Annotated in this window: 11 protein-coding genes and 1 rRNA gene; 5 read left to right on the top strand and 7 right to left on the bottom strand. The window is 45.2% G+C overall.

Translation table 11 applies throughout. The features are described from left to right. Positions 1-29: 29 nt before the first annotated feature. Positions 30-141 (top strand): 5S ribosomal RNA (gene rrf, locus AAC052_RS24605). A gap of 628 nt (positions 142-769) precedes the next feature. Here the strand turns inward: rrf and floA are convergent. The 3 genes from floA to proS are packed head-to-tail and all read right to left on the bottom strand — an operon-like array spanning position 770 to position 3,811. Continuing rightward, positions 770-1,792, bottom strand: a complete 1,023-nt coding sequence (gene floA / locus AAC052_RS24600) for a flotillin-like protein FloA (protein WP_317489633.1) — start codon at positions 1,790-1,792, stop codon at positions 770-772. A 6-nt stretch (positions 1,793-1,798) separates the two neighbouring features. Then, positions 1,799-2,272: a hypothetical protein gene (locus AAC052_RS24595; protein WP_317489634.1), complete on the bottom strand. Its 474-nt coding sequence runs from the start codon at positions 2,270-2,272 to the stop codon at positions 1,799-1,801. A gap of 60 nt (positions 2,273-2,332) precedes the next feature. Continuing rightward, the gene (gene proS / locus AAC052_RS24590; protein WP_339815863.1) at positions 2,333-3,811 is read right to left on the bottom strand and encodes a proline--tRNA ligase; all 1,479 of its coding nucleotides are present in this window, start codon (positions 3,809-3,811) and stop codon (positions 2,333-2,335) included. Between the two features lie 146 nt (positions 3,812-3,957). On the opposite strand from proS, the gene AAC052_RS24585 reads away from it, so the two are divergent. Both AAC052_RS24585 and AAC052_RS24580 read left to right on the top strand, forming a co-directional pair. Next, complete coding sequence (locus AAC052_RS24585) at positions 3,958-5,586, top strand: hypothetical protein (RefSeq protein ID WP_339815862.1); 1,629 nt, start codon at positions 3,958-3,960, stop codon at positions 5,584-5,586. A gap of 26 nt (positions 5,587-5,612) precedes the next feature. Then, on the top strand, positions 5,613-7,139 hold the full coding sequence (locus tag AAC052_RS24580; protein ID WP_339815861.1) for a long-chain fatty acid transporter: 1,527 nt from the start codon (positions 5,613-5,615) through the stop codon (positions 7,137-7,139). On the opposite strand, the gene AAC052_RS24575 is transcribed toward AAC052_RS24580, so the two are convergent. From AAC052_RS24575 to AAC052_RS24565, 3 genes are read right to left on the bottom strand one after another with little or no spacing between them, the layout of a single operon-like run. Further along, positions 7,136-7,660 (bottom strand): shikimate kinase, encoded by a 525-nt coding sequence (locus AAC052_RS24575; protein WP_339815859.1) that lies wholly within the window; start codon positions 7,658-7,660, stop codon positions 7,136-7,138. The genes AAC052_RS24580 and AAC052_RS24575 overlap by 4 nt on opposite strands. Then, the gene (locus AAC052_RS24570) at positions 7,661-8,755 is read right to left on the bottom strand and encodes a BT_3928 family protein (RefSeq protein ID WP_339815858.1); all 1,095 of its coding nucleotides are present in this window, start codon (positions 8,753-8,755) and stop codon (positions 7,661-7,663) included. Beyond that, positions 8,752-9,300: a nucleotide modification associated domain-containing protein gene (locus AAC052_RS24565; RefSeq protein ID WP_317489640.1), complete on the bottom strand. Its 549-nt coding sequence runs from the start codon at positions 9,298-9,300 to the stop codon at positions 8,752-8,754. Before AAC052_RS24565 ends, AAC052_RS24570 begins: the two co-directional genes overlap by 4 nt. Positions 9,301-9,346: 46 nt before the next feature. On the opposite strand from AAC052_RS24565, the gene folP reads away from it, so the two are divergent. Together folP and cdaA are read left to right on the top strand one after the other, a co-directional pair. Next, positions 9,347-10,204 carry a dihydropteroate synthase gene (gene folP, locus AAC052_RS24560; protein WP_339815857.1) on the top strand — a complete coding sequence of 286 codons (858 nt, stop codon included), beginning with the start codon at positions 9,347-9,349 and terminating at the stop codon, positions 10,202-10,204. Beyond that, complete coding sequence (gene cdaA / locus AAC052_RS24555) at positions 10,201-11,088, top strand: diadenylate cyclase CdaA (RefSeq protein ID WP_151999629.1); 888 nt, start codon at positions 10,201-10,203, stop codon at positions 11,086-11,088. Before folP ends, cdaA begins: the two co-directional genes overlap by 4 nt. Here cdaA and AAC052_RS24550 read toward each other — a convergent pair. Further along, a complete protein-coding gene (locus AAC052_RS24550) occupies positions 11,085-12,371 on the bottom strand; it encodes a sodium:proton antiporter (RefSeq protein ID WP_317489642.1) in 1,287 nt (428 codons plus the stop codon). The genes cdaA and AAC052_RS24550 overlap by 4 nt on opposite strands. Between the last annotated feature and the right edge of the window lie 82 nt (positions 12,372-12,453).

Raw genomic sequence — 12,453 nt, 5'->3', positions numbered from 1 at the left:
GGAGCAAGTTGAAAAGATCACGAAGGTCTTTAGGTGACTATAGCGACGGGGTCCACCTCTTCCCATTCCGAACAGAGAAGTTAAGCCTGTCTGCGCCGATGGTACTGCTGTGCAAGGTGGGAGAGTAGGTCGTTGCCTGATTTTATCAAACAACCCGCAAGGTTGTCAAAGCCTCTAAGAGTAATCTTAGAGGCTTTTTTGCGTTTAGGATGATTTAGAGTCAAGCGGAAAATCTGGGGCCGGATTGTACTAAGAATAGATTTTAGAGACCTGTATAGAAAGAAGGGATCAAGCGGAAAAGCTGGGGGACGATTGTAGTAAGCATAGATTTTGGAAAGTCTGTATAGAGAGACGCTGACGTTTCTCACGCCCCTAGCCGGGCGCCCCTAAACTGACTTCTGAAGGCTTTTGTATTGGTATTAGGGTTTGTGTCGGCAAATCGGGCTGCGACATTGGTACTATTGTGCTTGACCGCTCAAAGAGGTCTTGAGTACCAGATGTAGATGTTTTCGGCTAAGGGTTGAAGATTTCAATCCAGAGTTCTCTCCCATGCATCTTGTACGTTCAGCGAAAGCTAGTTGGTTGATGTATTTTGGCTAGGTCTCTGGACAGAATGTTCATCCTGTTCAGGCACGGTGCCCTGGAGGGCAGAGCCTAGACTTTTAGGGAAGCTAATATGCGGGCGCAGGTCGAAGCAAGCCTACAGTTGGCTGTAAAAAAAACCTCAACACTATTTGTATTGAGGCTTCTTACCTTTTTTCGTGGAGTCCTATTCCTTATTCTTGGACTTTGACTTAGATGAGCCTGAGCCTGAAATCGACTCCCTCATTTCAGTGTCAGCCTTTACATTTTGCATTTTGTAGTAGTCCATGATACCCATGTTGCCTGAGCGGAAGGCTTCTGCCATCGCTTTCGGTACTTCCGCTTCCGCTTCAATAACCTTGGCCCGGGCTTCCTGGGCTTTTGCTTTCATTTCTTGCTCTAGGGCTACAGCCATGGCTCTTCTCTCTTCAGCCTTAGCTTCAGCCACTTTCAAGTCTGCTGATGCCTGGTCAGTTTGAAGTTTTGCGCCAATGTTTGCTCCTACGTCTACGTCGGCAATGTCAATAGAGAGAATTTCGAAAGCTGTTCCAGCGTCAAGGCCACGGGCCAACACCAGTTTGGATATTTTGTCCGGGTTTTCGAGAACAGCCTTGTGTGTAGCGGCCGAACCAATTGATGTTACAATGCCTTCCCCGACCCTTGCAAGAATGGTGTCTTCGCCAGCCCCACCTACAAGTTGCTGGATATTGGCACGAACGGTCACTCTGGCTTTTGCCACCAATTGGATGCCGTCTGCAGCTACCGCAGCTACAGAAGGGGTATTGATTACTTTCGGATTAACTGATATTTGAACTGCCTCGAACACATCTCTGCCAGCAAGGTCAATAGCGGTTGCCTGCTTAAATGACAAGTTGATATTGGCTTTGTCAGCTGAAATAAGTGCTCTGATTACCTGAGGTACATTACCACCAGCCAGGTAGTGCGTTTCAAGGTCTGAGGTTTTCAATTGGCGTTTTTCCCCAGTATGCTCATCGGTAATAGCGATACCTGCTTTTGTGGCTGTAATTAATGAGTTTACAACAACACTTGGAGGCACCTTTCTGATGCGCATAAAAACAAGTTCAAGTAGCCCAACCTTTACGCCGGAAAAGATTGCTGTGATCCAAAGGTTCACAGGCACAAAGTATAGGAAAATGAAGAATCCTATAATGGCGGCGAAAACTAAAAATAGAAAAGAAAGATTACCCATTATTGATTAATTTAAGATTGATTCAACGAATATTTTACTATCGACAATTTTCGAAATCTGTATTTTGGCATCGGCTGGTATATAGTCGCCGTTGCTTCGAACTTCCAATATTTTCTCATCAAACAGGCCGTTGCCAATTGGCTTTAGGGTCGAGATGGCTTTGCCAACATCGCCAACTTTTGCCGTTACGACGATTTCTCCGTTTACTTTCCCTTCCATGGTCGATTTGAGTGAAAATTTCTCCCAAACTCCACTCTTTAAGCTAATCACTACCACTGATATCCCAGCAATCAATGAGACGATCGAGGTAATAGCGCCAATGGTATTTCCGAAATACTCGAAACTGAGATAGAGAGCGGCAATACCAAATAGACATCCAAGTATGCCAACTATAGTTGTTCCAGGAATAAACACTACTTCGATGACGATGAGTGCCAGCCCGAAAACCACAAGCCCGATAACAATGAACCACTCTGCCATAATTGTTTAAGTTCCTGAAATTTAGAAATTAACTTCGAGCTTACCTTGAGAAATGTTCGCTTAGTAAGCCCTGGCGAAAATTACTCTTTGCTTGGATGGCTTACCTGTTACCATACATTTTCCGACCTCCTCTTCTCCATCAAGAGGAATACATCTAATGGTGGCTTTTGTTTCGTCCTTCACTTTTTCTTCCGTTTCTGAAGTACCATCCCAGTGGGCTAATACGAATCCCCCTTTTTCATCCAGAACGCTTTTAAACTCTTCATAGGATTCTACTTTCGTAATCATTCCTGCTCTGAAGTCATAAGCCTTCTTATAGATATTAGCTTGCATGTCTTCAAGCAGCTGACTTATCGTCGCTGTAAATTCCTCATTCAATGGAATGACTGACTTCTCCAGGGTATCCCTTCTTGCTACCTCAACAGTTCCGTTTTCAAGGTCTTTAGGGCCGATAGCGATGCGAACCGGCACACCTTTTAGCTCATACTCAGCAAATTTCCAGCCTGGTTTGTGCGTATCACGATCGTCGTATTTTACGGAAATACCTGCTTTACGAAGTTTATTGATCATTTCCTTGGTTACCTCATTGATCTTTTCCTTCTCTTCTTCTGAGCGATAAATAGGAACGATAACGACTTTGTTCGGAGCAAGATTTGGCGGAAGTACCAAGCCGTTGTCGTCGGAGTGAGCCATGATGAGAGCGCCCATTAGTCTGGTGCTTACGCCCCAACTGGTGCCCCAAACATACTCAAGGGCACCTTCCTTCGACTGAAACTTGACGTCGAATGCTTTGGCAAAGTTCTGCCCAAGAAAATGAGAAGTACCCGCCTGAAGCGCTTTTCCATCTTGCATGAGCGCTTCAATGCAATAGGTGTCTTCTGCTCCGGCAAATCTTTCGTTTTCGGTCTTTACGCCCTTTATTACTGGCAGCGCCATGAAAGTTTCTGCAAACTCTGCATATACATTGAGCATACGCACTGTTTCTTCTACGGCTTCTGTTTTGGTGGCATGGGCAGTGTGACCCTCTTGCCAGAGAAACTCAGCTGTGCGAAGAAATAACCTCGTGCGCATTTCCCAGCGGACTACATTGGCCCATTGATTGATGAGTAAAGGAAGGTCTCTATAGGATTGTATCCAGTTTTTGTAAGTGCTCCAAATAACCGTTTCGGATGTTGGCCTCACAATTAATTCTTCTTCTAACTTAGCCTCTGGATCTACAATAATACCACCTCCGTTTTCATCATTCTTGAGTCGGTAATGAGTGACCACGGCACACTCTTTTGCGAATCCTTCTACGTGTGCTGCCTCTTTACTTAAGTAGGATTTTGGTATGAAAAGTGGGAAGTAGGCGTTGGAATGCCCCGTTTCCTTAAACATGCGATCAAGCTCCTGTTGCATTTTTTCCCAGATAGCGTAGCCGTAGGGTTTAATTACCATACATCCCCTAACTGGCGAATTTTCGGCCAAATCGGCCTTCTTTACCAGCTCGTTATACCACAGTGAATAGTCCTCGCTCCTTTTAGGTAATCCTTTACTCATCGAAAAATTAAATTTTGGTACAGATATTGCTTAAATTGTAAATACCATTGACGGCAAATATACGTGAATGAAAGGAAACGGGAAGGGAAACTCTTTACGTTGTTTTGTTGTCATTAAATTATAGGGAGTCAAAAAAATATAAAGCTATGAAAAGGTACACGAAGTTCGCAGCGTTAAAGACAGCTCTAAGCTTAGGGGCATTGATTGCATTGGTGCCTTTTGCGGCTATATCTCAGTCAACTAAAGAAGTGGACGATCTCTACTTTTCAAAAAATGACAGGGTAAAAATCAAGTATGCCACCAACGACGAAGGGCAACCAGTGACCGAGTCTCAGGCAACTTATGAGTCGTATAGCAACAACACTTACAACCCAACTTATTCTGCAAAGACAGTCAACCCTGAGTACATAGCTAAGTATAAGAGTGCTTCGCAGGAAAACGTGCAGGCTCAGCTTGACGAGCAGGCTGCTCTCGATAATCAGGAGAATCAGAATTATAGCAGCGAAGACTACTATGTGGATGGTTATAACTCCAATGGCTACACCACATCCGGAGCCAGCACAGTTAATATATATACTGGTGGTTACGGCAACAATTGGAACTCCTGGATGCCATACAATAATTACTATTTTAGCTCGTGGAACAGCCCTTACTGGAATCCCTACATCGGCTTTTCAATAGGTTATAGCTGGGGTTGGGGCGGAATGGGTTATGGTTATGGCTACCCTTACGGATTTTATGACCCATGGGGCTATAGCTGGGGTGGATACTACGGCGGTGGCTGGGGTAGATACGGTGGCTGGGGTTGGAACAGACCTTATAGCTACTACGGATATGGAAACGGCTATTATCACGGATTCTACGATGGCTACTATTCAGGCGGTGGCAAAGGTGTATATGCGAAAAATGTAGTAAGGGGTGGAAGAGTGAATAGAAGTGCCGTTGGTGGTGGCAGTTATGCAAACACGGCCGGGTCTAGCAGATACAGAAATGCCAATGTGCAAAGTGTGACTGGGTCGACTGACAGAAGCGGTTCCACGGCATCGAGAGGAAGAACTGTTTCAAGTTCGACAAGCTCAAGAGACTACTCAGGTACTCAAAACGAATATTTTCAAAGATCCAGGGCTGGCTACACCTCAGGAGTAGGCACTAGCGACAGGAACACTTCTGCTGTGACCAACAGGAATTCAGGCAGGAACGCCTATGAGTCGGGCGTAAGATCAAGGAGTTCTTATACGGCAGCTGACAGGACTTCTGAGAATGCCAATACTAGCAGAGGTTCTTCTACTACAGGAGCGACAACTAATTCGAATAGCTCAAGAAGTTTGAACTCAACATCTTCTGGAAGGACGAACAATAGTTCGACCAACGAATTCAGGGGAGTGCTGCCCAGCAACTCCAGGTCGTCATCTGGGCAGATGAACAGACAGGTAGTTCCTAATAACAATTCGTACAGAACAAGATCCAATAGCAGTGGCTATTCCAGTCCATCATATTCCGCACCCTCTAATAGTGGGCGAAGCAATAACTCTTACTCAAGCCCTTCTTATAACAGAAGCAGCGGCTCGAGCGGTGGCAGCAGAAGTAATTCTGGCTGGTCTGCTCCGGCTCCCAGCAGAAGTAGTGGTGGGTCTAACACCTTTTCTGCTCCTAGCAGAAGTTCTGGTAGCAGCGGTGGGTTTTCGGCACCTAGCCGATCTTCTGGGAGCAGCTCCGGTGGAAGCAGGTCATCAGGATCCTCCTCGGGGGGAACGAGAAGTGGCCGTGGTAATTAAGTTTTATTCATAAATACCAGACTAAAATGAAGAAGTTGACTAAGCTTACCGTCGTAGGCATGCTAATGGTATGCTCTGTTGGAAAACTAAGTGCGCAGGTTGAAAGTGGGTCGTTTGGTTATTACACAGATGCGTTAAGGTTCAGCAGTATTTCATCTACAACCGGTTCGGCCAGGATGCAGGGGCTAGGGGGCGCCAATACTTCTCTTGGAGGAGATATCACGACTGCTGCAAGCAACCCCGCAGGTCTTGGATACTTTAACAGGTCTGTGTTTGCTGTTACACCCTCATTAAATTTTAATACTTCGGACGCCACGTTTGCTGACGAAAAAAATAGCGGATATCTCAACAAGTTCAATTTGAGCACGTTAGGTGTTGCCTTTAATTTCTCGAAAGGGGACGTTGTTCAGGACAAGTTCAAGGGAGGAACGTTTGCTATTAACTATCAGCGAGTGAATGATTTTTACAATGAATTCACATATGAGGGCTACAACGATAATAGCTCGATAATTGACTATTTTCTTGAGCAATCGAACGGCATACCTTTAAACAGCATCGACAACAGAGGGTTGCTAAGCCTTGCTTACTACAATTATCTGATCAATCCTGTGGCAGGCCAGGAAGGAACTTATGATTCGTTTGTGTTAGGATACCCTCGTCAGAGCGAAACCGTTAAAACCGTAGGCGGCCAAAACCAGTGGAGCTTTTCTTACGGTGGTAACTACGACGACAAAATTTACTTTGGAGCTGGTTTAGGGATTGTGGGGTTAAGGTATAAGAATACTAAACGTTATACAGAGAATAGTTTCTACGACTTCGCTAATGATGCGGATGACCCGACCATCAACAGCATTTCGGCTGACGAAAGTCTTGAGATAACAGGAACTGGTGTGAATGCGACTTTTGGTTTCATCTACCGGCCACTGGACCTGGTCAGGTTTGGGGTTTCGTATACTACCCCGACGATCTATGATTTGAACGAGATAAGCACGTATTCGCTCACTACCAACTACAACAATTTCTATTATGAGCCGGAAGATACGGTTCTTAATGTATTGACCTCCGATGGAGACCTGTTGGAGTCGAGCTACCAAATGACTACGCCAGGTCGGCTATCAGCTGGTGTTTCAGTATTTGCTGGAAAGAATGGGTTTGTTTCTGCCGATGTGGAGCTGGTTAATTACTCCGGAGCCAGGCTAAGGTCGAGTGATTTTTCGGCTAATGCTGACAATAGAACGATAGAGAATCTTTATAAGTCGACTCTGAACTACCGTATTGGGGCTGAGGCAAGGTTGGATATATTCAGATTGAGAGCCGGTTATGTGCTGTATGGCAATCCTTACGCCAGTTCTGATTCTTCTACCGGGAACAAGCAGTCAGTTACGGCTGGCGCCGGTATCAGATTAAGCAACTTCTATGTTGACCTTGGCATCATCAATACTTTTTCGAATCAGAATTACTCACCATATATATTGGCTAACAATGTAAGCCCGGAGGTTAGCATCAAAAACAGAACGACCTCAGGTCTGATTACTTTTGGTTTTACATTCTAAAGCCGGGCAAGGAGCTCTGTAGCTACATCTGATGCTAATTTGTTCTCGGTTGAGATGATGATTTGGGCTTTTTGATAGAACGGAAGTCGCCATGAAAAGCGCTCCTGAAGCTGGGTCATTACTTCAGACCCGGCCAATCCTTTGAACAATGGCCTTATGCTTTCCCCGGGAGCTACCCTGGCAGCGAGTTCCTTCCAGAATGTTTCCAGATAACACGTGACTCCATCTCTGTTCATTTTTTCGAGATTATCGAAAAAACAGGGAGTGCCTCCACCAGTGGCTACAACCTTACTATCCTTTGATTCAATAAGAGAGGCAAGGCAAGCAGCCTCCACTTTTCTGAAATAGTCTTCGCCTTCTTTTTCAAATACTTCGCTGATGGCTCTGCCCTCCCTTTGAACTATTATGTCATCAAGGTCGATGAATGGAATGCCGAGTTGAGTGCTCAAAAGTTTCCCGACAGTGGTTTTTCCTGACCCAGGCAAACCAATCAAGAAAATAGGTTTTCCGTCAGCCAACATTTATCGAAGAAGACTTTGGACATCGTATGCAGTTGGCACATCGTTGAAATGCCACTTGCCCTTCACCACGCCACCTTTCACGAGCAAAAGCCCTGGATTAGACCTGATGATTGTTTTCAGAACTGTGGCGTCGGAATAGTAGTAAGGAACTGCCAGTTGCACTTCGTGCCTAAAGGCTTCGAAGCTTGTGGGATCTGACGCTGTCAGTGCCCAGGTGTCTACTTGTCCACTGAGCTGACTGATAAGTGTGTTGATCTCGGAAAAGTGTTCTTTATTGACCTTTTCCACATTGTAGGTGATCACAAAAAGCTTATTCCCAGTGAATGTTTCCTGCGTAAAGTCGCCTTCATCGTTCCACACTGCATAGTCTGTGATTTTCGGTTGCACTTCGGGGTTAAGGATGACCATTTCCTTGAAGGTGTACGACTTATCGGTGGGGTACTGCTCCATCCGGTACTCTTTGCCATCCTTTTCCATCACGTATTCATACTTCAGTTCGCCTGACGGCTCCATAAGCTCGGGCAGGTTGTTACCTACTTTGTATGCTCTGAAATCGATGAAAGGAAGGTGACGGATGGCGTATATGCCAATGAAAAGCGATAGAGCTGTTGCGCCTCCAATGATAATATCTTTGGTGCGACTTTCCTCAGACTCGCTGGCTACAAGGCCTCTTTTGAGGAATAAGAAAGCTATGAAAATGGTGAGTATGATATCTTTTATGAATGACTCCCACGGAGTAAGTTTGATGGCGTCGCCAAAGCAGCCACAGTCAGTCACTTTGTCAAAATAAGCTGAGTAGAAGGTGAGAAATGTAAAGAACACAATGATGATAAGCAGCAGCCAGTAGGTGATTTTTACCCGGTAGTTAAGAAGGACGGCGATTCCCAGTACCACTTCCAGCACACAAAGAAACACCGCCAATGGTAATGCAAGCGGAACGAATATTTCGAAGAATGAGGCAATGTCGGTAGCGAAAACCTCGAAGTACTCCTCAAGCTTGATGGCAGTGCCTACAGGGTCGTTGATTTTGATGGCACCAGAAAAAATAAAGAGACCACCGACGAAAAATCTTGATACTTGTAATAGCCACTTCATTTGCTGAGATAGTTTAGTTTTATCAAACAAAACACTGCGTAATTGATCATGTCCTGATAGTTGGCTTTTATACCTTCTGACACCAGTGTTTTTCCTTTGTTGTCTTCTATTTGTTTTACTCTCAATAACTTCATTAAAATAATGTCAGTCATTGAGCTTACCCTCATTTCCCGCCAGGCCTCACCATAGTCATGATTTTTGTTGAGGAGCAATTCCATTGTCTCCCTGGCAATTTTATCATAGTGAGGTTCCAACGCTTCATACGGTAGTTCGAGCGCTGGGTTTTCGGCCAGCTCCATTTGAATCATAGCGATGATGCAATAGTTGATGATGCCAATAAACTCTCCACTGATATTATCTTCCACTTTTTGCGTTCCCTTTTCCTGAATAGAGCGGATTCTTTGCGCTTTGATGAATATTTGATCGGTGAGGGAAGAAAGCCGCAAAATGCGCCAGGCGGTGCCATAATCACGGGTCTTCTTTTCAAATAATTCTTTACAAGCCTTTATTACTTGAGTATATTCGCCTACAGTTTTTTCTTCCAAAGGAGTATATCTTAATTGTTCCAACAGGGCGCTAAAAATAACGAAATTGCTTTCAATTCATAAACCCTTTGATGCTAAAAGGAGTATCGAAGTTCGGGGACAAATCATATCGCTGGAATCTCCATGTGTGATGGGCATTGTTAACTTCACTCCCGACTCGTTTTATGATGGAGGGCGATTGAAGAGCGACAGTGACATACTGGCGCTTGCCGAAAGGCATTTAACCAATGGAGCGACTTTTCTTGATATAGGCGGTTATTCCTCCCGCCCTGACGCTGATCATATTAGTGAAGAAGAGGAGCAGCGGCGGGTTGGCCATGTAGTTGCCACAGTCATCCGACAGTTTCCTCAAGCTATTCTATCAGTGGATACCTTCAGGGCGGCAGTTGCCAAAGCGGCTCTTGATGCCGGTGCTCAAATGATTAATGATATTTCAGGAGGAGAACTGGATGCTGAAATGTTTTCATTAGTAGCGGAGCGGAATGTTCCTTACATTCTCATGCACATGAAGGGTATGCCGCAGACGATGAAGCAGATGTCGGATTATGAGGATGTTTTACAGGAAGTTTGTGACTACTTTAGTAGCAAGCTTAACTATTTGCGTTCGAATGGGGTGAAGGACATTATCATTGACCCTGGTTTTGGGTTTGCAAAAGGGCCTACGGTAGGTTTTGAGTTACTAGCAAAGATGTCATTTCTTAAAGCATTGGGTGCTCCGGTTATGGTGGGGTTATCGAGGAAGTCGATGATTTATAAAACACTTGAAATAAATGCGGAAGAAGCGCTGAATGGCACAACAGCTTTGCATATGATTGCGTTAGAGAATGGGGCGAATATTCTGAGGGTACACGATACAAAAGAGGCTATTGAGGCCATAGAATTATACAGGAGGGTATATACTTGATACTAGCTTTCAAAATTGGGTTTTTAGAAATTGGATGGGTTGATGTCATTGACATAGGCTTTGTGAGCGTGCTCCTGTACCATGTGTACAAGCTCATGAGGGGGAGCGTGGCCATTCGGGTGTTTCTAGGCTTCCTGTTTCTCTACCTGGTTTATCTGGTGGTGAGGGCCGCCGAGATGGAACTTTTGTCGATTATTCTCGGACAGTTCATGGGAGTGGGTGTGCTGGCGGTCATTATCTTGTTTCAGCAGGAAATCAGAAAGTTTCTACTCATTATCGGGCGAACCACCGCATTTGACAAGGAAAGTTTTTTCAAATCGTTTGGTGTCTTTTGGCGTAGTTCATCTGCCAGTAATAAATTTGATGTGACTCCTTTAGTAGAGGGAATGAAAAGCCTTGGCGGATCAAACACCGGAGCCCTTATGGTGGTTTCTAAGAACACCGAACTCAAGTTTTACGCAGAATCTGGCGACAGAATGGACGCTATTCTCTCCAAAAGGCTGCTTCTCTCTATATTCAACAAATATAGTCCGCTGCACGATGGCGCTGTAATAGTTTACGAGGGGAAGATAGTGGCTGCCAGGTGTATTTTGCCTGTGACCGAAAGAGATAATTTACCGGCCCAATTTGGGTTGAGGCACCGGGCGGCAATTGGAATGTCGGAGCAAACGGACACTTTGATTCTGGTGGTTTCGGAAGAAACAGGGCAGCTTTCGGTGGTGAGGAACGGACGAGTGTTTTACAACCTGGCACCTCAAGACATCCGGAAGAAAATCAACGACTACCTGTCAGAGAATGAAGACGAGGAGCTGCTTTCTGAAGCAAATAAAGCGGCAGCTGCTGAGGCCGAAAAACCGTTGAAAAAGGAAAAGACCTCCGCTTAGTGATGCCCGGCATTCACCGGCTTCTCCAGCTTCACGCCAAAGGAATACTCCAGCAGTTTGCGTACTGTGAGCCCCTGAAACAGGATAGACAACACAACCACCGTATAAGTCATTGTGACAATGATGTCCTTTCCCTCAAACTCAGGGAGAGACAGCGACAGTGCAATAGGTATGCCCCCCCGGAGCCCGCCCCAGGTCATGATTGTCACGGAGTGTTTTTCGAAATGGTGTTGGTCGAAAGTTGACATGAGCTTGATGGGGATTCCCACGCTGATAAACCGTGCTACCAATATCAATGTAAAAGCAAAAAAGCCAGCTGCGAAATAGTCGAGGCGGATGGTGATGACCAACATTTCGAGCCCAATCAACACAAAAAGCATCGCATTTAGAGACTCCTCCATCAAACTCCAAAATTTAAACACGTAGTCGCTGGTGACGCTGGTGATATAGTTTCCACGCCCCTCGTTTCCTATAATTAGCCCGGCTACCACTGCAGCCTGTTTGGCGGAGATGTGGAGCATTGTAGCAATTTGCGCTCCCGTTAGCACCAGCGCCAGTGTGACCAGGATCTCCAGTTCCGATTGGTCGTTGTCGATGTATTTAAGTAGCCTGTAGCCGACAAAGCCAAGGATAAGCCCAAGTATGATTCCACCCCCAACATCAAGCGAAAATACAAAGCCGACATCCCAGAAGCTGATTCTGTGGTCTTCGCCAGTGTGGGCCAGGTCAAGTAGCGTTAGCGCCAATACAACGGCCACTCCGTCATTAAAAAGTGACTCGCCCGATACTTGTATCGCAAGTCTGTTGGACAAGTTATACTTCTTTATAGTTGATGTGAGCGCAATAGGGTCGGTGGGTGATATCAGGGCACCAAAGACCAGGCAATAGATCAGGTCAAGATGGATGCCTGCGAACTTAAGAATATAGAAAATGCCAATGCCGACGATAACTGTTGAAATAAAAATGCTTGCCGTGGCTAAAATTAGAACTGGCCATTTTTCCTGAGCCAGCTTTTTGAAATCGATTTGGAGCGCTCCGGCAAAGAGCATGAAAATGAGCACTACCTGATAGAGCACATCGGAATAGTCGTAATTTTCCATGACACGCTCGGTGCCTATAATGAAATCGGGGAACAGCCAGCCAGCCACTAAAATGCAAAAGGACAGGCAAAGCGCCATTAACATCAGCCCAATGGAAGAGGGCAATTTGATGAAGTATGTGTTTACGTATATAAAGATGCCTGCCAGGCAGACAAAAATTGCGATTATATCAAGTATATGCATAGAAGGCCTTCAATGCCGGGTAATTTTTTTGTTATAATAACTATGCAGGTGATTTAGATAAAATTTGCCCAAATTTAGTGTA

The sequence above is a fragment of the uncultured Imperialibacter sp. genome (assembly GCF_963974565.1).
Classification (GTDB): Bacteria; Bacteroidota; Bacteroidia; order Cytophagales; family Cyclobacteriaceae; genus Imperialibacter; species Imperialibacter roseus.
This window is presented reverse-complemented; position numbering and strand designations above follow the sequence as displayed.